Raw genomic sequence first — 21,874 nt, 5'->3', positions numbered from 1 at the left:
GGCCGTATTCGGTCAGCGCTGGTTGAATTCAGCGGTGGAGTGACTGAGGTGAAGGGATGTGGCCGCCCGCGATGTGGAGCACCGTGCTGGTGATGGCCGCCGTGGCGGCAATCGACCCACTGAGAATCGGGGTCGTTGCCTTCATGCTGTCGCGGTCGCGGCCGGTCCGGTTGCTGCTCCCGTTCTTCCTCTTCGCCTTCACCGCCAATGTCGCAGTGGGTGCCGCGGTGGTGTTCGTCTTCAAGAACGCCACGGGCGGCGGCGGAAGCACGATGCCGCCGGGGCTGGAGTTCGGCATCGGCGCCGTGGCGCTGGTGATCGCTGTCCTGTCCGCGACAGGACAGCTCGAACGCCTGGTCAACCGGGTGCGCGCTCGCCGGGCCGTACCGGCCGGGGTGGGCGACGGCACCGATGCGCAGCCCGTGGAGGCCGCAGAGGACGAGGTGCCAGGCCTGTCGAAACTGCCGGCGGGGATGCAGGCCGCGCTGCGCGGCGAGGCACCGTGGGCAGCTGCCCTGCTGGGCCTCATCAATGGTTTCCCCACGCCTTACTACCTGGCCGCGATGGCTGCGGCCCTCACCTCGGGCGCCGCATTGGCCGAGCAGATGGCCGCACTGGTGGTGTTCAACCTGGTCGGTTTCCTGGCCGCGCTGATCCCGATCATCAGCTTCTGGGTCGCCCCGGAAGCCACCCGGTCAGGTGTCGAGCGACTGTATGCCTGGATGGGGCGCCACCATCGCCTGGTGGTGGCCGTGATCGCCGGCGCGGTCGGACTGTTCTTCCTCGCCTCGGGCATCAGCCACTTGTGACGGCGCGGCCGACCTTCGCGCGGCGGTAGACCGCGAGCGTCAGGACGCCGGCCAAGGTGATGCCCAGCAGGTTCACCAACAACTGGAGCACTGATTCGGCGGCGACGCCCCAATCGCCCACAGTGGCCGCCACCACGGCAAACCCGGCGGCGGGCACGGTTGTCACCGAGATGAAGACCCCGACCAGCGCCTCGGATTTCGACGACACGAGCGACAGCATTCCGGCGGCGCCGGCCAGTAGTGCGACGACGAAGGAGAACGGTCCCACCTGGAAGATGAAGTCGACTTCGGTGAGTTCGCTGAACGTGGTCAGTTGCACCCACCCGAGCGCCTCGAAACCCAGCGTCGCGACCGCGGTGACGATCATCGCCAGCGGGAAGCCCACCAGCAGCGCTGCGCCGGCCCGCCGCGCCAGCGACATCCGGCGTTGGACGAGCGCGACCGCGAGTGCCGCGAGCGGGCCGAACTCCGGCCCCACGACCATCGCCCCGACCACGGTGATGGCCGAATCAGTCACCACACCGATGGCGGCGAGCAGGCACGCGATGCACAGGAACATCAGGAACGTCACGCTGAGACTGGACTCCTCGCGGGTCCGCGACACCAGTTCGTCCCAGATCACCGCATCGGCTCCGTCACCGCCCGCGACGTCCTCCGCGTGATAGGCCGCACTCGACAGAACGGTGTCGAGCGGTTCGAGGGTGATGGCGCCGAAGTGCTGCACATCAAGGGATTTCAACCGATGGACGACGTCGTCGGCCGCTTCTCTGGCGACATCGGCGGTGATCTGGTCGCCGGCGGGATCAACCGCGGCACCGGGCAACAACACGATGTGGGTGACACCGGGCTGCTCGCCCAGGACATGGAGAATCGGTTCACGCAGATCGGCCGGCGCGATGACGCGTAAGTGCAGCACGGGCCGAGAGTAGCGGTTTCAGTCGTCAGGACGTGCCACGCTCGACGCGTACGACGAGATCGTCGGGCGGCACCTGGTGTCCTTCCTCACAACGGATTTCGACTCCGGCCAGCGCACCACACCCGTCATGCGCGAGCCGCAGCCCGGTGTCGTTGAGATGCTTGCGACCCCACTCGAACATGGCCCACACCACCGGCATGAAATCGGTTCCGGATTCGGTGAGCACGTACTCGTCGCGCTCCCGCTGACCGGGCTCGCGATAGGGCCGTTTTGCCAGGAGTCCAGCCGCCACCAGGTCGGACAACCGTGCCGAGGTTGCCGCCTTGGTGATCCCGACCCGGCGGGCGAAGTCGTCGAAGCGGGTCGTGCCGTAGAAGGCCTCGCGCATGATCAGCATCGCCGACTTGGTGCCGGCGAACGCCATGGTCCTCTCGATCGGGCAATGGCCCACCGCCGACCAACTGTCCCGGTCGGCGAGCCTGCCCTGCAGCATTCCCACGGAATCAAACCCCATCCCTGAGTTGTTCTTACTATACCCAGGTGTTATACCTGGGTAGCCATAACAATACTCAGCGTCGAGCATCAGGAGGCACGGAATGACCGGATATGCAGACCGGGACGCAGTCATCGTCGGAGCGGTCCGGACCCCGATCGGCAAAGGCAAGGCCAACGGTGCACTGCACGGCGTTCTGCCGGCGGATCTTCTGGCCCACAGCCTGCGGGAGCTGATCACCCGCACTGGTGTCGACCCGGTACTCGTCGACGACGTCATAGCGGGCGCCGTGACCCAGGTCGGCGATCAAGCCGTCAACGTCGCCCGCAACGCCCTGCTGGGCGCCGGGTTCCCCGAATCGGTACCCGGGACCACCGTCGACCGCCAGTGCGGCAGCAGCCAGCAGGCGATCAGCTTCGCCGCCCAAGGCGTGCTGGCCGGTGCGTACGACGTCGTGATCGCCGCGGGCGTGGAGTCCATGTCGCGAGTGCCGATGGGCAGCTCGGTGCTGCCGGGCAGCGACCCCTTCGGCCTGGCCTTCGCCGAACGCTACTCCGAAGGTCTTGTCCCACAAGGAATCAGCGCCGAGTTGATCGCGGCCAAATGGGGCTTCTCCCGTGCCCAGCTGGACGAATTCTCGGCGGGCAGTCACGAGAAGGCCGCCCGGGCCACCAAGGACGGATCGTTCGAGGCCGAACTCGCGCCGATCGCCGGGCTGAGCACCGACGAGATCATCCGGCCGGGCACCACGGTCGACACCCTGTCCGGGCTGAAGCCGGCGTTCTACAACGAGGCATATGCCGCCCGGTTCCCGCAGATCAACTGGGAGATCACCCCCGGCAACTCGTCACCTCTGTCCGACGGCAGTGCCGCGGTGATGATCACCAGCGGCGCGACGGCCAGGAAGCTGGGTTTGAGCCCGCTTGCGCGTATTCATACCACCACCGTCGTGGGGTCCGATCCGCTCTACATGCTGACCGGCGTCATCCCGGCCACCGAGAAGGTCCTGGCGCGCGCGGGTCTGACACTGTCGGACATCGACCTGTTCGAAGTCAACGAGGCGTTCGCACCGGTGGTGCTGGCCTGGGCGCATGACACAGGTGCCGACCTGGGCAAGACGAATGTCAACGGCGGGGCGATCGCGATCGGGCACCCGCTGGGCGCCAGCGGGGCGCGCATCATGACCACCCTGGTCAACGCGCTCGAGCAGCGCGGCGGGCGCTACGGCCTGCAGACGATGTGTGAGGGCGGCGGCATGGCCAACGCCACCATCATCGAGCGGCTGTAACCCCGATCCGCGCCGAGACGGTATCCCGGCAGCTGAGCTGCCGGAATACCGTCTCGACTCACGGGTTAAGCGCGGACCAGCTCGAACAGCGGGATGGCCCGGGTGGTCTTGGACTGATACTCGGCGAAGACGGGGGCGCGCTCGATGATCTTCGGGTACGCCGCGTCGCGCTCGTCGGCGGGCAGCTCCCGGGCCGTCGCGTCGTAGGCCTCGGTGCCCACCTCGACGCGCACCTTGGGGTTGGCCCGCAGATTGTGCACCCACGCCGGGTCTTTCGGTGCACCGGCGTAGGAGCCCACGATCAGCATCCGGTCGTCGACATCCAGGTAGGCCAGCGGCGACAGCCGGGGCTGACCGGATTTGGCCCCGGTGGTGTGCAACAGCAGCAGCGTGCCGCCCTCGAAGGGCCCGCCCACCTTGCCTCCATTGGCGCGGAATTCCTCGACCACGTTGCGGTTGAAGTCATCGAGAGCCGCCGTGTCGGCGACCAATTCGCTCTTGTCGAAGTCAGGGTCGATATCGCTCATGACTTCTTGAGCTCCTCGGGCTTGGCGTCTATTCCCGATTCCTTGCGCTGCTGCGGAGTGATCGGCGCGGGCGCATCGGTCAGCGGGTCGACGCCACCACCCGACTTGGGGAACGCGATGACCTCGCGGATCGAGTCCACCCCGGCCAGCAGCGCGGTGATGCGGTCCCAGCCGAACGCGATGCCGCCGTGCGGCGGCGCCCCGAAGGCGAAGGCGTCCAACAGGAATCCGAACTTGTCCTGGGCCTCATCGTGATCGATGCCCATCATGGCGAACACCCGCTCCTGGATGTCGCGCCGATGGATACGGATCGAGCCGCCGCCGATCTCGTTGCCGTTGCAGACGATGTCGTAGGCATCGGACAACGCGCTGCCCGGATCGGTGTCGAAGTTGCCCTCCGATTCGGCCTTCGGCGCGGTGAAGGCGTGGTGCACGGCCGTCCAGGCCCCCGAGCCCACAGCCACGTCGCCCGAGGCCGTCGCCACATCGGCGGGCTCGAACATCGGGAAGTCCACCACCCAGGTGAACGCCCAGGCGGCCGGGTCGATCAGGTTGAGGCGCTTGGCGATCTCGATGCGGGTGGCGCCCAGCAGCGCTCGCGCCGACCTGGCCGGGCCCGCCGCGAAGAACACGCAGTCACCGGGCTTGGCGCCGACGTGGGCGGCCAGGCCGTCGCGCTCGGCGTCGGTGAGGTTCTTGGCCACCGGGCCGCCCAGCGTGCCGTCCTCAGCCACCAGGACGTAGGCCAGCCCCTTGTGGCCGCGCTGCTTGGCGAACTCCTGCCAGCCGTCGAGGGTGCGACGCGGCTGCGACGCACCACCGGCCATGACGACGGCACCCACGTACGGCGCCTGGAACACCCGGAAGGGGGTGTCTTTGAAGTAATCGGTGCACTCGATGAGTTCGACGCCGAACCGCAGGTCGGGCTTGTCGGAGCCGAACCGGCGCATCGCGTCGGCGTAGCTGATCCGGGGCAGCGGCAGCGGCAGGTCGTAGCCGACGAGGGCCCACAACGCCTTCAGGATCTGCTCGGAGATCGCGATGACATCGTCGGCGTCGACGAAGCTGAGCTCCATGTCCAGCTGGGTGAACTCCGGCTGGCGGTCGGCTCGGAAGTCCTCGTCGCGGTAACAGCGCGCAATCTGGTAGTAGCGCTCCATGCCCGCGACCATGAGCAGCTGCTTGAACAGCTGCGGGCTCTGCGGCAGCGCGTAGAACGAGCCGGGCTGCAGGCGCGCGGGCACCAGGAAGTCGCGGGCGCCCTCCGGGGTCGAACGCGTCAACGTCGGGGTTTCGATCTCGACGAAGTCGTGCTCGGACAGCACACTGCGGGCGGCCGCATTGACCTTGGACCGCAACCGGATTGCGTGGCCCGGGCCCTCGCGGCGCAGATCCAGGTAGCGGTACTTGAGCCGGGCTTCCTCGCCGGCGGTCTCATCGAGCTGGAACGGCAGCGGGGCGCTCTCGGACAGCACGGTCAGCGAGGTGGCGTTCACCTCGATCTTGCCAGTGGGGATGTCGGGGTTCTCGTTGCCCTCGGGACGGACCTCGACCACTCCGGTCACGGCGATGCAGAACTCGGCGCGCAGCCGGTGCGCGGCGGCGAGCACATCGCCTTCGCGGAACACCACCTGAGACACGCCCGAAGCGTCGCGCAGGTCGATGAAGATGACCCCGCCGTGGTCACGGCGACGCGCCACCCATCCCGCCAAGGTGACCGTTTGACCGGCATCCGCGGCCCGCAATGAACCGGCGCCATGACTGCGCAGCACGAAAACTCCTGAATGTTGAGTCGAGAGAGACTGGTGGTGACGATTGACCAGTCTAGAGAGTCGGTCTGCGGCGGTAACTTGGCGATGTGGATGAGCGCTTGCGCGAAGACCGATCGGCTGTGGATGAGCGCTTGCGCGAAGACCGATCGGCTGTGGATGAGCGCTTGCGCGAAGACCCGAGAACACTGAACTCCCCCATCGCGGTCATCGGCCCGGGCGCCATCGGGTCCGCCGTCGCCGCACTCCTGTATGCCGCAGGCCGACCGGTCCTGCTGTGTGGACGGACCCCGCGCGACGGTGTCGAGGTGCGGCCCGACGGCCACCCGCCCATTTATTTACCCGGCCCGGTGCACACCGATCCGGCCACGGTCGACGGGCCGCTCGACGTGGTGTTTCTCGCCGTCAAGGACACCCAGAACGGCAGGGCGGCGGGGTGGCTGGACCGGCTGTGCGACGAGAACACCGTGGTGTGCGCGCTGCAGAACGGCGTCGAGCAGGTCGAGCGGGTCAGTGGGATCAGCCCTCGCACCGACGAGGCCCACGTGGTGCCCGCAGCGGTGTGGATCTCGTCGGAGATGCAGCCCGGCGGCTGGGTGCGGTTGCGCAGCGAGGCCCGGTTGGTGCTGCCCGACACCCCGGCGGCGGCGACCGTGGCCGGCGCGGTGCGCGGCACCGCGATCACCGTCGAACACGACCCCGATTTCCGCAGCGCGGCCTGGCGCAAGTTGCTGGTCAACGCCGTGGTCGGGTTCATGGTGCTGGCAGACCGGCGCGCGGGCATGTTCCGCCGCGACGACGTGGCCGCCTTGGCGCGGCGCTATCTGACCGAGTGCCTCGCCGTGGCCCGCGCCGACGGCGCCGATCTGGGTGATGAGGTGGTCGACGAGATCGTCACCATGCTGGCCGCCGCACCCGAGGACCTCACCACCTCGATGCTGACCGACCATCGGGCCGGCCGGCCGCTGGAGTGGGATATCCGCAACGGCGTCATCTCCCGCAAGGCGGCCGCGCATGGCCTGCCCACCCCCATCAGTGACGTGGTGGTCCCACTGCTGGCGGCGGCCGGCGACGGGCCGGGCTGACCCGGCACTAGACACTTTCCCCTAGGGTGTCTACCCATGGCCCGGACCTACCAGTGCGAACGCGTCGAGTTGGATTTCATCGACCGTGCGCCGTTCCGCTTCGTCAGCACCGTCGACCTCGCCATCACCGGAGAGCAGCTGTTCGAGGTGCTGTCCGACGAGACCTCCTGGCCACACTGGGCCACCGTCATCACCAATGTCGAGTGGACCAGCCCCGAACCCCGCGGCGTCGGCACCACCCGTACGGTCACGATGCGCGGGCACATCGTCGGCGATGAGGATTCCTGGCGTGGGAACCTTTCTCTCACATGGCTTTCCGTTTCAACACCAGCACCTCGAACGCGATCTCGGCCTTCGCCGAGGACTACCGCGTGGTGGAGACGGCCGACGGCTGCCGCCTGACCTGGGTGATGGCGATGAAGCCCAGCGGGCTGGCCGGGCGCCTCGGGATGACCATGGGCCGGCCCGTGATGGCGTGGCTGTTCCAGCGGTTCCTGCACAACCTCCGCCGGTATAGCGACGAGCGCTACGGCAAGTAGGGCGTCAGCCCAGCCCTTCCCACGCCACGCGCCGCACCGCGTCCGGATCGGCGACGGTCTCGTCGCGCGCGGAACGGATCACCCGGGTCAGGCGCCGCTCGACGTCGTACTCAGGCCAGTCGGCGACCTCGGCGCGGGCGAAATCCAGCCAGGTACGTTGCATCCGCCGGCCGACCGACGGCTGCACCCGCCGGCCCAGCGGGTGCAACTTGCGCCCGAGATACGACCCGTAGCTGTGCTGGATGTGCACGATCTCGCTGCCATGGGTGGCGCCCAGGCCCAATACCTTCAACGTCCAGGTGGTGTGGTCGAACCGGTACACGTGAGTCGGCGCGTGCCCGCTGTAGGCATCGGCGAACGCCCAGGTCGGCGCCCCGAACATGACGTCGGACCCGAAAGCGATCAACGCCCTGCGGCGCGGGAGATCGGGATAGGCGCTCAACACCCGATCGCGGTCGTGCGGAGCGCGACGGCGCAGATAGTCCTCGACGCCGGCCTGCGTGGTCGGCAGCATCGGCGGCTTGCCCCAGGCGAACATCGACGCCTCGTGACTGTTGGTGCCGATGATCAACGGCACCGCGGACACCGCACCCGCGCGTGCGGCTTCGGTCGGGTGCAGCGGCAGCAGGTCGACGCCGTGGGTCAGCCCGTAGGCCAACTTCGGTGTCTGCTGCGCACTCTCGAGCTGTAGCTGACCGGCGGCCCGGCGCAACTGGCGCTGCGGCAGCACCTTGAGCTGCTCGGCGCCGACCCCGAGCAGTTGCATGAAGCGCCGCGACTGGCGGGCCCGGTCTTCGCGATCGGCGATCAGCGGCAGCGCCGGGCTCTGGGCGATGGCCCTGGCGAACAGACCGTCCGCCGCCGGGCTGGCCAACAGTGCCAACACCGATGTGGCACCGGCCGATTCACCGAACACCGTCACCTGTTCCGGATCGCCGCCGAATGCGGCGATGTTGTCGCGCACCCACTGCAGCGCGGCGATCTGGTCGCGCAGGCACAGGTTGTCGTCGAACCCCTCGCCCAGGTCACCAAGTTCGAATCCACCGAACACGCCGAGCCGGTACGTGACATTGACGACGACCACGTTGCCGTTGGCCGCCAGCCGCGAACCGTTGTACAGCTGCAGCTGGCCGGCGCCGTAGACGAAGGCCCCGCCGGGGATCCACACCATCACCGGCAGCGATCCACCCGTGTCGGGCGACCACACCGTGACGGTCAGGCAGGCCTCGTCGCGGACCTTGGGGTCGTCGCGGCCTCCCCCGACGAACGAACGGCCTTGGGGCGGCAAAGGGCCGTGCTCGACGGCGTCGCGCACCCCGGTCCAGGGCACGACGGGCCGCGGCGCGAGGAAACGCAATGCGCCGATGGGCTGCTGGGCGTACTCGACACCCCGCCATACGCTGACCCCGCCTTCGCGGGTGCCGCGTAGCCGCCCAAGCGAGGTGTGGGCGATGGTCGTATGTTCCGCAACGACGGACACGTGTGAATCCTAATGTGGCAAGGCCAACTACCTGGTCGAAGGACCGGGTTTGCAGCTGTAGCCCCTGGCTGGGTGTCAGGTGTCACGCCGCGCTGGGGGCCGTTGACTGGGCCCAGGTGGCGGCGGCTCGGAGCGCGATGTTATCGGCCCCGAGGATGTCTGCGTGTTCTGCGGTGAATCCGCAGTCCCGACAGACGAACTCGGCCTGGCTGGTCCGGTTGCGTTTGTCGATGTGGCCGCAGGCGGTACATCGCTGGCTGGTGTATGCCGGGTCCACCCGGACGATCGGCACACCAGCTCGGGCTGCTTTATAAGTGAGGAACACCCCGAGCTGGGCGAAAGTCCAACTCGCGTGGGTGGCGCGTTGGGGCTTGCGGAGCCGTACCCGTTCGCGGATCCCAGTCAGGTCTTCGACTGCGATTCCGCGTCCGGTGCGTTCAGCCTCGGCCACTATCCTCTTCGAAATTTGGTGGTTGACGTCGGCCGCGAAGCGCGCTTCCTTGCGGGCACGTATCCGCAGCAGACGTTTCGCCGACTTGGTGTTCTTCCTCTGGAGCTTCTGGCGCACCTCCCGGTTACGGGTACGTCTGTCCTTCACACTTCCTCGCCCCGCGGCCCCATCGGGTGCGCCTGCGCCGTCAGTCGCCAACAACTCCCTGGCCAGCGGCCGATCACTGGTGACCGCGATGTTCTCCACACCCAGATCCACACCGATCCACCCGTCGCTCGAATGCAGATGAGCCCCGGTAGAGGCCAGGGGCTCGGGCACCACGACACTGGCGATCAAAAACGCGGTCAGCGTGCCACGGCAGCGGCGCAGCACCAAGTCGGTTTCCCCTCTGCGGGACGTCCGCAAAAGCGCGATCTGGTCGGGTTTGCCGGTGAACCGGAGGTTCTTCAATCGCCCGTCAACCGTCCAGATAGAGACCGACCCACCCGTATCGGTATCGGTATCGGTATCGGCGTCATGGATCCACGACAAACAACGATCGTCGAACGGCTGGGCGCCAAGAGACCGGAACCGGATCGGGTGGGCCTGAACCTTCTGTCGGCGTGTGCTGCCCGGCACCCCGTGGCGGCCGCTGCCCAGATTCGATGCCAGCGTGGTGTAGGCATCCGCAACTTTTCGGATGCACAACTGCGCCGCCTGCGCCCCGCAGTCCAGCGTGCTGGCGGGCCATGGCGTAGGTGATTGCACGCAGGTCTCGCCGCCTGAACACAGCCTGACGGTGGGCGATGGTCGATACATGGTTCGCTGTCTCGTTACAGGCGATCAGCGTGCGTGCGAGCACATCAAGTTGGGCGGCGTCTGCCTCCAACCGCACCTGCACGGCCAACTTCATGCCCGCACACTAGATCCCGGGTACGACAACGCTCACTCACCCGGACACAGGCACCGGCCTCCGTCGCTATGGTGGTGGCTGCCAAACCCCGATACACGCAGACCTACACAGCCCAGCGCGCCGAGGCTTCACGACGACGCACCGACAACGGGAAGCAATTCCTATCAATGGTCAACGGAGGACGTACCTCGCAAAGGTACGCTGAACGGGCTGTTGAGCACGCACCTACCGGCGAATGCGATGGAGTGACGCGATGACCTTCAACGAGGGTATGCAGATCGACACGAGCACCACTTCCAGTTCCGGTGGCGGCCGTGGCCCCGGCCGTGGCATCGCGATCGGTGGAGGCATGGGTGGTCTGTTGATCGTGGTGCTCGCGCTGTTCCTCGGCGTGGACCCCGGCACCGTGCTCCCCCAGCAGCAGGAGATCTCCACCAACGGTGTCGAGGCCGAAGGTTTCGATCTGAGCCAGTGCAAGACCGGCGCCGACGCCAACTCGAAGGTCGAATGCCGCGTGGTCGCCACCGGAAACTCCGTGGACGGTGTGTGGCAGCAGCTGCTCAAGGGCTACACCCGTCCGCACGTGCGACTGTTCAAGGGCCAGGTTCAGACCGGCTGCGGTCCGGCGACCAGTGATGTCGGTCCGTTCTACTGCCCGGTCGACAAGACGGCCTACTTCGACACCGACTTCTTCCAGGTGCTCGTCGACCAGTTCGGTTCCAGCGGAGGCCCGCTCGCGCAGGAGTACGTGGTGGCCCACGAGTTCGGTCACCACGTGCAGGACCTGCTGGGCGTTCTCGGCCGGGCCCAGCGTGACCCCGAGGGCGCCACCGGCGCGGGCGTGCGCACCGAACTGCAGGCCGACTGCTACGCCGGGGTGTGGGCGCATTACGCGTCGATCACCCGGCAGGAGGGCACCGACGTGCCCTTCCTGGAACCGTTGAGCGACAAGGACATCACCGACGCGCTGTCGGCGGCCTCCTCCGTGGGCGATGACCGGATCCAGAAGCAGGCCACCGGCCGGGTCAACCCCGAGGCCTGGACCCACGGTTCCTCCGAACAGCGCCAGAAGTGGTTCACCATCGGTTACCAGACCGGTGATCCGAACAAGTGCGACACCTTCGCCGCGAACAACCTTGGCTAGGGCCGCCACCGCCGTCGACGCGGTAGCCGAACGCTACCTGGACACCTATGCGCGCCTCGACCCGTGTGCCGCAACAGAACTGGGTATCAACGGTCACGACGACGACGTCACCGACTACTCCCCGCAGGGAGTGACCGCACGCGCCGAAGCGGCCCGTGCCACCTTGGCCGAGATCGATGGGATCGAACCCGTCGATGACATCGACGTGGTGACGGTGGCTGCACTGCGGGAGCGCCTCGGCGCGATCGTCGACGTGCATGATGCCGGGCTGGACCTGGGCGAGCTCAACGTCATCGCGTCGCCGCTGCAGACCATGCGTGACGTATTCGACCTGATGCCCACCGATACCGAGGATGATTGGGCGCTGATCGCCGCGCGGTTGGCGAAAGTACCCGAGCGGGCCGCCGGTTACGCGGACGCGTTGCGCGAAGCGTCGGGCACCGGCCACGCCCCCGCCCTGCGCCAGGTCACCCGAGGGGTCGCCCAGTCCCGCCAGATCGCCGAGTTGTTCGCCGAGATGTGCACCGGCGCGGCGCCGGAGAACCCGCGGCTTCAGGCGGAGTTGCGGCAGCACAGCGAGGCCGCGGCCGACGCCTACCGGCACTTGGGCGAGGTGCTGCGTGAGGAGATCGCCCCGCGTGCCCGTCAAACCGATGCCTGCGGGCGCGACGCCTACAGGCTCATGTCACGGCTGTTCCTCGGTACCTCCGTCGATCTCGACGAGGCCTACGAGTGGGGTCTGGGACTGCTCGATGCCGTTGTGGCCGAGCAGGAATCGATCGCCCAGCAGCTCTATCCCGGCGCCACGGTCGCCGAGACGCTGCGCCGGCTCGACGAGGAGCCGCGATACGTCGTCAGCGGCACGGACGCCCTGCAGGCATGGATGCAGCAGCTCTCCGATCGCGCGGTGGACTCCCTGGCCGGCACCCACTTCGACATCGAGGGGCCGCTTCGCACCCTCGAATGCCGGATCGCACCGACCCAGACGGGCGGCATCTACTACACCGGGCCGTCCGAGGACTGGTCGCGCCCCGGACGCATGTGGTGGTCGGTGCCGCCCGGGGTCGAGCAGTTCCACACCTGGCAGGAAACCACCACGGTCTTCCACGAAGGTGTCCCCGGCCACCACCTGCAGATCGGTCGCGCCGTGGCCCTGGCCGACCAGCTCAACCGGTGGCGGCGGCTGGGCTGCTGGGTGTCGGGCCACGGTGAGGGCTGGGCACTGTACGCCGAGCGGTTGATGGCTGAGCTGGGCTGGCTCGACGATGCCGGTGACCGGATGGGAATGCTTGACGCGCAACGATTCCGCGCTGCCCGCGTGGTCATCGACATCGGCGTGCACTGCGGCTTGACCGCACCCGACGGTGAGGTGTGGGATGCCGAGCGGGCATGGAACTTCCTGACCTCGCATTCGGCCATGGCCGAGGAGAACCTGCGTTTCGAGCTGGATCGCTACCTGGGCTGGCCGGGGCAGGCACCGTCGTACGCCATCGGTCAGCGGATCTGGCACGAACTGCGCGACGAGACCCTGCGCCGGGGATCGTCGTTGCGAGAATTCCACAGCCGCGCACTGGATCTGGGTGGGCTGCCGCTGGATGTGCTCAGATCGGCGTTGTCGTCGGGCTGACCGGTGGCACACACTGGTGCCATGGACCGCGCACTGGAGCCCGACGACAAGGACTGGACCTGGGTACTGTCTCGCGCCTGCCCTGAGTGCGGGTTCGACCCGACGGTGGTGCACCGGAGCGAGGTGGCCGGCCTGATCCGTGACGATGCCGCACTGTGGGTACCCCGTCTGCACCGCCCCGGGGTAGGTGCCCGGACCCGCGCGGATCGCTGGTCGATCCTGGAATACGGCTGCCATATCCGTGACGTGCACCGGATCTTCGAGCACCGGGTGCAGTTGATGCTGAACGAGGACGATCCGCGGTTCCCCAACTGGGATCAGGATGCCACCGCGATCGCCGACGACTACGGATCGCAGGATCCGGTCACCGTCGCCACCGAACTGTTCGAGGCGGCGAACGTCATCGCCGACACCTACGACCACGTGCCGGCCGACGCCTGGTCGCGGCGCGGGCTGCGCAGCAACGGCAGCGAGTTCACCGTCGCGACGATCGCGATCTACCACCTGCACGACATCGTCCACCACGCGCACGACGTCTCCGCCATGTGACGCGGTTCACAGCCGAAGGCTGTCACGGTTCGGCCGCCGAGCGGTGTCTGAGAGTGTGACGACCACGGGCATAGGGGGACCATCTGAACGCGACCGAGGTATTCGCCGGGCACCGTCCGCTGCTCTTCACGCTGGCATACGAGATTCTGGGCAGCGCCGCCGACGCCGAAGATGTGGTGCAGGAAAGCTACCTGCGCTGGATCACAGCGGGCGAGGTCACCCATTCGCACGCGTATCTCGTCCAGATCGTCACGCGGCAGGCTCTGAACGCACTACGCACGAGCCGGCGCCGTCGCGAAGACTACGTCGGCACTTGGCTTCCCGAACCGATCCAGACCACATCGGACGTGAGCGAGGACGCCGTCCTCGCCGAGTCCGTGTCCATCGCGATGCTGCTGATCCTGGAGACACTCGGCCCTGACGAACGCGTGGTGTTCGTCCTCAACGAGGTGTTCGGTTACAGCCATCCCGAGATAGCTCTCGTGGTGGGAAAGTCCGATACGGCGGTGCGCCAAATCGCCCATCGCGCACGCGAACACGTGCAAGCCCGACGGCGCCGCTTCACACCGGACAGGCAACTGGCGCGCGCCGCCGTCACGAAGTTCCTCCGGGCCGCGCGTACCGGGGACATCGACGGCCTCGTCGCGGTGATGGCGCCCGAGATCGTGGCGTTGTCCGACGGCGGTGGGCAGGTATCGGCTGCGCGTCGCCCGGTCGTCGGACCACGACGGGTCGCGCAGTTCATGGCAGGACTCGCCCAGGGCGGCATGGCCGGATTCGACATCTCGTTCGGCAGCTACAACTCGATGCCGGCCGTCTTGTTCCGCCAGGACGGAACGCTGGACTCGGTCCTGCTCATCGAGGTGACCGACGGACTCATCACCGCGCTCTACGCGATCCGCAACCCCGACAAACTGCGCGACGCCGCCGCGACCCGCACCCTGACCACACAGCAGGAGGACTGATGCAGACCATCACCGTCGAACGGACCATCGCAGCACCGCAGGACGCGGTGTTCGACTTCATGAGCAACGCGGCCAATTTCACGCGCTCTCCGCTGGTAGTTCGGCAGCGGCTGGCCGAACCCGGCCTGCAGGCGCCCTACGGACAGGGAGCGGTGCGCATCCTGCTCTGGACCATCGGATGGTTCCGGGAACGCATCACCGCCTACGACGCACCGCATTCCTTCGACTACTCCGTCGAACGCAGTTTCCCGCCCTCGGAACACCGACACGGTCGAGTCGGCTTCGCCGCGGTGGATGGCGGCACCCGCGTCACATGGACCACGACGTTCCGGGTGAAGTTCCCACTCGTCGGCGGAGCCCTGACCCGTTGGGTGGGTCGGCCGATGCTGACCAGGGTCTTCAACGACGTGTTGGACGCGGCGGCGGCGGATCTGGCCAAACACTGACCACATTGAACAGATCTCGCTAATCTGTTCAAATGCGCGTTGCGGACCGGGCGGTGTCACCCGCGTTGCTCGCTGCCACCGCATCGACGCTGAGGCTCTTGGGCCCAAGGCAATTCAGCCTCACCGCGGTCGCAGAGAATGCCGGAGTATCCCGCGGCACCGTCCACAACGCGCTGGGCAGCCGTGACAACGCCATCAGGGTCGGGCTCGACCACCTGGCCGGTGCGTTCATCGAGACCATTGCGGCAGAGGTGGGCAGGCACGACACCCTGGCCGATCAGGTCGCCGCGGCGGCGGTCGTCATCTGCGCGCACCGCCAGCAGTCGGATTCCGTGGCACCGCGCGGCATCAACGAGAGCATCCTGGTACTGCTGCTGCGCAACACGGGTGACGATCTGATGCGGCGGTCGATCGACCTGTGGAAGCCGTTCGTGCGGGCGGCCCAGGAACGCGGGGAGGTCGGACCCGGTGTTGCGCCGGCGCGGGCCAGCGAGTGGATCGTGCGCCTGCTGCTGAGCTTCGAACTTCTCCCACCGATCGGCGTGAACCTCGACAGTCCACGTGCGGTGAAACGATTCGTGTCCGACCACATCGTCGTCGGCCTGACCGGAAGGCAGTAATGACGGATCCAGACTACGAGGTGGCGATCATCGGCGCCGGGCCCGGTGGCATCGCCACGGCACACATGTTGCGCCAGAAGGGTATCCGCGATTTCGTCATCATCGAACGCGGCAACGACTTCGGCGGCACCTGGCGCGACAACCACTACCCCGGCCTGGCCGTCGACATCCCCACCCTGTGGTATCAGTTGTCGTTCGCCCCCAACCCGAACTGGAGCAGATTCTTCGCGCCAGGGCCGGAGATCCATCGCTACCTGCAGGACACGGCCACCCATCTCGGACTCTACGAACACCTGCGTCCCGACTCCGAGGTGATCCGCCAGCAGTGGGACGACGAACATGGTTTGTGGCGACTGGAGATCCGCGACGGAGCGCCGGTGACCGCACGTTTTCTGGTCAGTTCCGTCGGTGGTTACGTCAACGCCAAGAACACCGTCGACATCGAGGGTGTCGAGGACTTCACCGGAACCATCCTGCGCCCCAACGCCTGGGACGACAGCTACGACACCGACGGCAAGCGCATCGCCGTGATCGGGACCGGGTCGTCGGGCGTCCAGATCACCGCGGCCTTGTCCGCGAAAGCCGCCAATCTCGATGTCTACCAACGCACCCCGGCATGGGTGCTACCGAAAGTCGACTTCGACATCTCGCCGGGGATGCGCCGGCTGTTCCGGCTGCCGGGGGTCGTCCCGGCCGTCAACGCGGCGGGCCGGCTGGCGATGGACATCTTCATGGTGGCGCCCATCGTGCACGTGTTCTCCCGACTGCCGGACAAATGGCTGCGGCGACTGATGCCGCTCTACGACGGCTGGTCCCGGCTGCTGTACCGGCTGCTGCTGCGCGCGGTCGTCGACGACCCGGCCACCCGGCGAAAGCTGTTGCCGCGCTACGGCATCCTGGCCAAGCGGCCGGTGATCTCCAGCGCGTTCCTGCCGGCGCTGAACAATCCGAACACCAACCTGATCACCACGCCGATCGAGCGGATCACCGCGACCGGGATCCGCACCACCGACGGCGTCGAGCACCCGGCCGAACTGCTGGTACTGGCCACCGGCTACGAACTGTGGATCGACCCGGAGACCTACCGCCCGGATACCATCCTGGGCGCATGCGGATTCGACCTCGCCCGGTACTACCGGGCGCACGGCCTGCACAGCTACGCGGGCACCGCCCACCCACGCCTGCCCAACCGCTGGGAGATCGTCGGACCGCTCGGCTTCGTCGGCTTCGCCTGGCTGGACTATGTCGAAACCGTAGCCGCACACGCCGTGCGGATCATCGATGAGACCCGCCACCGCGGCGCTCAGGTCGCCACCGTCAGCCAGGACGCGTTCAACCTGTGGAATGAACGGATGCGCCGCGACGGCCGCGTCGCGCACCTGTACTACACCGCGACATCGGGCCTGAACTCCTATTTCGTCAACTCCCAGTACGAAACCCCGTATTACCGGCCGCAGACGATCACCGGATCCCGGCAGTTCGCCCGCCGCTCTCCGCTGTCCGATTACGGGTTCACCAATGTCCGTGTCACCGCGCTACCCGAGGAGCAACCCGCATGAGCCCCACCGACGAGCGCTTGCGCGAGGAGCCGACACCCAACGCCCCACTGGCCGGGCGGGTCGCCTACGTCACCGGAGCCGCGCGCGGCCAGGGCCGCTCGCACTGCGTGCGGCTGGCCCGCGCCGGTGCGGACATCGTCGCGCTCGACGCCTGTGCCCCCGTCGCCGAGCACAACGGGTATGCCGCCGCCACCCCGGAGGATCTCGCCGAGACCGTGGCACTGGTCGAAGGCGAGGGGCGCAAGATCCTGGCCCGCGAGGTCGACGTGCGCGACGCCGAAGGTCAACGCCGGCTGGTGGCCGACGCGGTCGAACAGTTCGGCCGCCTCGACATCGTCGTCGCCAATGCCGCTGTGCTCAACTGGGGCCGGTTGTGGGAGATCCCGGCACAGCAGTGGCAGGACGTCATCGATGTCAATCTCACCGGACTCTTCCACACCGTGCAGGCGGTGGTGCCCCCGATGATCGAGGCCGGCAACGGCGGCTCGATCATCACCATCAGCTCGGCCGCCGGCATCAAGGCCGTGCCGGGTTGTGCGCACTACTGCGCCAGCAAGTTCGGCGTGGTCGGGCTCACCAATTCACTCGCGGTCGAGCTGGGCGAGTTCGGCATCCGGGTCAACTCGATCCACCCCTACGGCACCGACACCCCGATGGGCAACGACCTGTCGATGTACCAGGTGCTGCAGGACCATCCGAACTACATCCACAGCTTCTCCCCCGGCGCGCTGCCGACGGATTCCCTCATCGCACCGGACAACATCTCCGACATCGTGGTCTGGCTGGCCGGCGATGCGTCGTCATTGGTCACCGCCGCTCAGATCCCGGCAGACAAGGGGTATCTGAAGATCTGAGCGGCGGCGCCGGCCTACAGCCGCGAGTGGGCCGAGATGCTGGTATCGGTGGTGCGCAGCGGACGGATCAGCGCGTCCTGGCTGAACGACGCGATGAGTTCACCCTCTTCGGTGTGCACGGCGCCGCGCACATACGACATGCCCGAGCCGACCTGGGTGCTCTCGTGGCTGTAGAGCAGCCAGCCGTCCCAGCGGACCGGCTCGTGGAAGCTGACGGTGACGGTCATCGGCGCGGTCGAGACGGTCAGATGAGCCTGGGCGGTGCCGATTCCCTCGTGGGCCCGCATGGTCGTCGAAATACCCAGGTGCCCGGTGAAGTACGCGATCAGCGCTTTGGCCAGGTCGTCGCGGGCCGGGACGGGTTCGTAGTGCAGCCACGCGTACAGCTCGGGCGGACCGACCTCGTCGGGGCTGTTGACGTCCACGACGTCGACGAGCCGGAGCTCGCGGCCGATCATCGGCATGTGCGAGACATTCGAGTCGGCCGGGCCCGCGACCTCGGGCCGCGCCAGGTGATGACGGATCACGTCACCGGACGGCACGTCGGTGAACACCGTGATGGTGATGCAACGCTTGCCGTTCTGCGATGCGGCGACCACCGCGGTGGCCGTGGACCGGCCCTCACTGATCACGTCGATTTCGAGCTCGACCGGGGGTCCGACCATGACCGCGCGGGCGAACACCGCGTGTACCGAGCGAATCGACTTGTCCGGAAAGCGTTTGGCCGCTGCGACGATGGCGGCACCCACGATCTGGGTTCCCTCCACCACCTGACGCTCGTCGACACCGGCGATGCCGGTCTGCACGGTGAAACGGTCCTCCCCCGCGGGTTCCGCGTCGAACAGGTCGAGCAGCATCTGCAGCGTCCACTGCGCGGGCTCGGCCCCGGTCTCGGCGGGTGCCTCGTTGGTTCCAGCGGTCATGTCGTTCCTCTCTGTCACGTGTTGATGACTGTCTCGGCGAACTCGGAAATAGTTTGGGGTGCCGCGAAATCGGCGAACCACACGTAGAAGCGTTCGACGCCCTGGGCCGACAGTCCGGCGAAATGGGCGGTGAGTTCGGCAGCGTCGCCGCACACCAACCCGCCGCCGAGGTGCCCGAACAACCGGGTGCTACGTTCGGTCACCGCCGATCGATCGGCACCGCGCCCCACGAAGCCGACCATCTGTTGCAGGGAGACCCGTGCCGAACCCACGGTGGGCAGCAATGCGGGCAACCGATCCAGCTGATGCGACGGAATGTTCCACCAGTCGGCGTGGGCGCGCACCAGTTCCATCATGCGCTTACCGGTTCCGCCCAGTACCAACGGAATTCGATGGTCAGGACGCGGGGTCTGCGCCCGGTCGTCGTCGCCGCCCCAATACCGCTGCAGCAGCGCCAGATTCTCACCGAGCCTGCGTACCCGGGCCGCGGCATCACCGGTCTCGACACCGAACCGCTCGAACTCCTGCGGCCACGAACCCGAGCCCAGCCCGAGCTCGAACCGGCCGCCGCTGGCCGCCGACAACGTGACGGCCTGCTTGGCCAGCACCGCCGGATGCCGGAAGGCGTCACACAGCACCAAGTGACCGATCCGCAGCCGCTCGGTGCGGGCCGCCACCCAGGTGGCGACAGTCATTGCCTCCCAAATGCTTTGGTGCGTGGCACCGGGGGCCTCCAGATGGTCGATGAACGCGATGCCGTCGAATCCGCTGTCCTCGGCCACTCGCGCACGCTCAACGATGTCGTCGACGCTCAACCGCACCTGGGGTAGGAACAGAAACCACTCGCTCAATCGTTGCCTGCCTATTGCCTCTACAAAAACGGTAACGTCATTCTCGCAAGTGCAGCATGACGGAGGTGATGGCGCAATGGTTAGGCCGGCCGAACGACCGTCCGACGGCGCACGCGCCGAGGCGCAGGCGGACCGGGCCCGCCGCTTCATGAAATCGGCGCTGGCCATCCTGGGCGAGACAGGACGCACCGACTTCACCGTGCTGGAGGTGGTGGAGCGCTCCAAGACCTCACTGAGATCGTTCTACCAGCACTTTTCCACCAAGGACGAGCTACTGCTCGCCCTCATCGACAAGATCATGGCCGAGTCCACGCAGCGCTGGCGCTCCGACACCGACGGACTGGCAGGCCCCGAGGCCCTGCGGTCGCTCATCGAGCGCATCACCACGCCGGCATCATCGAGCACCCAGGACAGCATCAACCGCGGCCTGACCTTCTACAACGACCATCTCGCCGAGTCGCTGCCCCGTGAATACGCCCGGGTGCTGACGCCATTGCACGAGCTCATCGGCGACATCCTGCGGCGCGGAATGAGCTCGGGAGCCTTCCGGCCCGACATCGATGTCGAGAGCAGCGCGGCCCTGATCATGCAGTCGGTGCTGGGTGCGATGCGCCTGCGCTCACTGGGCGTGGAACTCAACGGAACGCCGATCGAAGGCCAGCACATCTACGAGTTCTGCGCACGCGGCCTTCTGATGCCCGCATCCCCCGCCTGACCAGTGCTTTCCCGAGTTTTTGAGCGATCGCCCGAATGCGTTCGTCCGCGCTGGTCATCCCATGGTAACGTCATTACCAGTTTCGAAAATCAGACTCTTCCAGGAGGCGAACATGCCCTCACGCGAGCTTCCCTACCCGGTGTTCGACGCCGACAACCACTTCTATGAGCCCAAGGAAGCGCTCACCAAGTTCCTGCCCGACCACCGCAAGGGCGTCATCGATTACATCGATGTGCACGGCCGCACGAAGATCGTGGTGCGCAACCACATCAGCGACTACATCCCGAACCCCACGTTCGAGGTCGTCGCACGCCCGGGCGCCCAGGAGGAGTACTTCCGTCACGGCAGCGGCGGCAAGAGCTACCGCGAGGTGATGGGCAAGCCGATGAAGGCCATCCCCGCCTTCCGCAATCCCGAAGCGCGCCTTGAGGTCCTGGACAGCCTCGGCCTGGATTACACGATCATGTTCCCGACGTTGGCCAGCCTGGTCGAGGAGCGCCTGAAGGACGATCCGGACCTGATCCTGGACATCATTCACGCGCTCAACGAGTGGATGTACGAGACCTGGCAGTTCAACTACTCCGACCGCATCTTCTCCACCCCGGTCATCAATCTCGGCGTCGTCGACCGCGCCCTCGAAGAACTCGAGTGGTGCCTGGAACGCGGGGCGAAGACCGTGCTGGTCCGCCCGGCGCCGGTGCCCGGCTACCGTGGCAGCCGTTCGCTGGGTCTGCCCGAATTCGATCCGTTCTGGGACGCCTGCGTCAAAGCCGGTATCCCGGTGTGCATGCACGCCTCGGACAGCGGCTACTCCCAGTACCTCAACGACTGGGAGCCGGCCGAGGAGTTCACACCGTTCAAGCCGACCTCGTTCCGGATGGTCGCGATGGGCAAGCGGCCCATCGAGGACACCATGGCCGCGCTGGTCTGTCACGGTGCCCTGACCCGCAATCCGGATCTGCGCATCCTGTCGGTGGAGAACGGCGCTTCCTGGGTGCCGTACCTGTTCTACCAATTCAAGGACGTCTACTCGAAAATGCCGCAGGAGTTCCCCGAGGACCCGATCGAGGCGTTCAAGCGCGCGATCTACGTCGCCCCGTTCTGGGAGGACGATTTCAAGAAGATGGCCGACCTGTGCGGCATCGACCGCATCATCTTCGGGTCCGACTGGCCGCACCCCGAGGGGCTGGCCGATCCGATCAACCTGGTCGACGACCTGCAGGCACACGGCCTCGACGAAGAGGGTGTCCGAAAGGTCATGGGCGGCAACCTGGTCGACCTGTTCAAGGTCGAGAACAAGAAGGTGTACCGGCCCGATGTCCCGGCGCTCGTCCTGAACTGATCTAGTCCTCCTCACACCTAAGAAGCTGGG

21 protein-coding genes and 1 pseudogene are annotated in these 21,874 nt (G+C 67.1%); 14 read left to right on the top strand and 8 right to left on the bottom strand.

From position 1 onward, the window contains the following. Nucleotides 1-56 precede the first annotated feature (56 nt). Nucleotides 57-809: a GAP family protein gene (locus EH231_RS04540; RefSeq protein WP_234927130.1), complete on the top strand. Its 753-nt coding sequence runs from the start codon at nt 57-59 to the stop codon at nt 807-809. On the opposite strand, the gene EH231_RS04535 is transcribed toward EH231_RS04540, so the two are convergent. Both EH231_RS04535 and EH231_RS04530 read right to left on the bottom strand, forming a co-directional pair. After that, entirely contained in the window at nt 796-1,725 is a 930-nt protein-coding gene (locus EH231_RS04535) for a DUF389 domain-containing protein (RefSeq protein ID WP_090425488.1), read from the bottom strand. The two genes, EH231_RS04540 and EH231_RS04535, sit on opposite strands and share 14 nt — an antisense overlap. A gap of 25 nt (nt 1,726-1,750) precedes the next feature. Continuing rightward, the gene (locus EH231_RS04530) at nt 1,751-2,224 is read right to left on the bottom strand and encodes a winged helix-turn-helix transcriptional regulator (protein WP_124711973.1); all 474 of its coding nucleotides are present in this window, start codon (nt 2,222-2,224) and stop codon (nt 1,751-1,753) included. A gap of 97 nt (nt 2,225-2,321) precedes the next feature. On the opposite strand from EH231_RS04530, the gene EH231_RS04525 reads away from it, so the two are divergent. Continuing rightward, nucleotides 2,322-3,506: a thiolase family protein gene (locus EH231_RS04525; protein WP_124711972.1), complete on the top strand. Its 1,185-nt coding sequence runs from the start codon at nt 2,322-2,324 to the stop codon at nt 3,504-3,506. 65 nt (nt 3,507-3,571) lie between these two features. On the opposite strand, the gene EH231_RS04520 is transcribed toward EH231_RS04525, so the two are convergent. Both EH231_RS04520 and aspS read right to left on the bottom strand, forming a co-directional pair. Beyond that, entirely contained in the window at nt 3,572-4,033 is a 462-nt protein-coding gene (locus tag EH231_RS04520; protein ID WP_090425485.1) for a nitroreductase family deazaflavin-dependent oxidoreductase, read from the bottom strand. Next, on the bottom strand, nt 4,030-5,805 hold the full coding sequence (gene aspS, locus EH231_RS04515) for an aspartate--tRNA ligase (RefSeq protein WP_090425484.1): 1,776 nt from the start codon (nt 5,803-5,805) through the stop codon (nt 4,030-4,032). Before aspS ends, EH231_RS04520 begins: the two co-directional genes overlap by 4 nt. 185 nt (nt 5,806-5,990) lie before the next feature. Between aspS and EH231_RS04510 the strand changes: the two genes are divergently transcribed. Together EH231_RS04510 and EH231_RS04505 are read left to right on the top strand one after the other, a co-directional pair. Beyond that, nucleotides 5,991-6,887, top strand: coding sequence for an oxidoreductase (locus EH231_RS04510; RefSeq protein WP_124714173.1), 897 nt, complete (start codon nt 5,991-5,993; stop codon nt 6,885-6,887). A gap of 36 nt (nt 6,888-6,923) precedes the next feature. Further along, nucleotides 6,924-7,426: pseudogene (locus EH231_RS04505) on the top strand (SRPBCC family protein). 4 nt (nt 7,427-7,430) lie between these two features. On the opposite strand, the gene EH231_RS04500 reads toward EH231_RS04505, so the two are convergent. Continuing rightward, entirely contained in the window at nt 7,431-8,906 is a 1,476-nt protein-coding gene (locus EH231_RS04500; protein WP_124711971.1) for a carboxylesterase/lipase family protein, read from the bottom strand. 82 nt (nt 8,907-8,988) lie between these two features. Beyond that, a complete protein-coding gene (locus EH231_RS04495; RefSeq protein WP_241177883.1) occupies nt 8,989-10,104 on the bottom strand; it encodes an RNA-guided endonuclease InsQ/TnpB family protein in 1,116 nt (371 codons plus the stop codon). A 398-nt stretch (nt 10,105-10,502) separates the two neighbouring features. Here EH231_RS04495 and ypfJ point away from each other — a divergent pair, with 398 nt between their 5' ends. The 8 genes from ypfJ to EH231_RS04455 all read left to right on the top strand — a co-directional run bounded on the left by ypfJ (nt 10,503) and on the right by EH231_RS04455 (nt 18,013). After that, the gene (gene ypfJ, locus EH231_RS04490) at nt 10,503-11,393 is read left to right on the top strand and encodes a KPN_02809 family neutral zinc metallopeptidase (RefSeq protein WP_090425480.1); all 891 of its coding nucleotides are present in this window, start codon (nt 10,503-10,505) and stop codon (nt 11,391-11,393) included. Next, nucleotides 11,386-13,020, top strand: a complete 1,635-nt coding sequence (locus tag EH231_RS04485) for a DUF885 domain-containing protein (RefSeq protein ID WP_124711970.1) — start codon at nt 11,386-11,388, stop codon at nt 13,018-13,020. Before ypfJ ends, EH231_RS04485 begins: the two co-directional genes overlap by 8 nt. 21 nt (nt 13,021-13,041) lie before the next feature. Continuing rightward, nucleotides 13,042-13,569: a DinB family protein gene (locus tag EH231_RS04480; RefSeq protein ID WP_090425478.1), complete on the top strand. Its 528-nt coding sequence runs from the start codon at nt 13,042-13,044 to the stop codon at nt 13,567-13,569. An 83-nt stretch (nt 13,570-13,652) separates the two neighbouring features. Beyond that, the gene (locus EH231_RS04475; RefSeq protein ID WP_124711969.1) at nt 13,653-14,534 is read left to right on the top strand and encodes an RNA polymerase sigma-70 factor; all 882 of its coding nucleotides are present in this window, start codon (nt 13,653-13,655) and stop codon (nt 14,532-14,534) included. Then, the gene (locus tag EH231_RS04470) at nt 14,534-14,980 is read left to right on the top strand and encodes an SRPBCC family protein (protein ID WP_124711968.1); all 447 of its coding nucleotides are present in this window, start codon (nt 14,534-14,536) and stop codon (nt 14,978-14,980) included. Before EH231_RS04475 ends, EH231_RS04470 begins: the two co-directional genes overlap by 1 nt. 32 nt (nt 14,981-15,012) lie before the next feature. Further along, nucleotides 15,013-15,600 (top strand): TetR/AcrR family transcriptional regulator, encoded by a 588-nt coding sequence (locus EH231_RS04465; RefSeq protein WP_124711967.1) that lies wholly within the window; start codon nt 15,013-15,015, stop codon nt 15,598-15,600. Continuing rightward, complete coding sequence (locus EH231_RS04460; protein ID WP_124711966.1) at nt 15,600-17,159, top strand: flavin-containing monooxygenase; 1,560 nt, start codon at nt 15,600-15,602, stop codon at nt 17,157-17,159. The genes EH231_RS04465 and EH231_RS04460 overlap by 1 nt, the downstream gene beginning before the upstream one ends. Next, nucleotides 17,156-18,013: a mycofactocin-coupled SDR family oxidoreductase gene (locus EH231_RS04455; RefSeq protein WP_090425473.1), complete on the top strand. Its 858-nt coding sequence runs from the start codon at nt 17,156-17,158 to the stop codon at nt 18,011-18,013. The genes EH231_RS04460 and EH231_RS04455 overlap by 4 nt, the downstream gene beginning before the upstream one ends. A gap of 14 nt (nt 18,014-18,027) precedes the next feature. On the opposite strand, the gene EH231_RS04450 is transcribed toward EH231_RS04455, so the two are convergent. Continuing rightward, complete coding sequence (locus EH231_RS04450; protein ID WP_124711965.1) at nt 18,028-18,936, bottom strand: acyl-CoA thioesterase; 909 nt, start codon at nt 18,934-18,936, stop codon at nt 18,028-18,030. 14 nt (nt 18,937-18,950) lie between these two features. Continuing rightward, a complete protein-coding gene (locus EH231_RS04445; RefSeq protein WP_124711964.1) occupies nt 18,951-19,787 on the bottom strand; it encodes an LLM class flavin-dependent oxidoreductase in 837 nt (278 codons plus the stop codon). 76 nt (nt 19,788-19,863) lie between these two features. On the opposite strand from EH231_RS04445, the gene EH231_RS04440 reads away from it, so the two are divergent. Continuing rightward, on the top strand, nt 19,864-20,502 hold the full coding sequence (locus tag EH231_RS04440) for a TetR/AcrR family transcriptional regulator (protein WP_090425470.1): 639 nt from the start codon (nt 19,864-19,866) through the stop codon (nt 20,500-20,502). Nucleotides 20,503-20,614: 112 nt separating this feature from the next. Then, on the top strand, nt 20,615-21,844 hold the full coding sequence (locus EH231_RS04435) for an amidohydrolase family protein (RefSeq protein WP_044518084.1): 1,230 nt from the start codon (nt 20,615-20,617) through the stop codon (nt 21,842-21,844). The last annotated feature ends 30 nt before the right edge of the window (nt 21,845-21,874 follow it).

Origin of the sequence: Mycolicibacterium nivoides (genome assembly GCF_003855255.1) — a bacterium.
Lineage (GTDB): Bacteria > Actinomycetota > Actinomycetes > Mycobacteriales > Mycobacteriaceae > Mycobacterium > Mycobacterium nivoides.
Note: the sequence above shows the minus strand (reverse complement) of the source record. Positions and strands in the feature narration are given on the sequence as shown.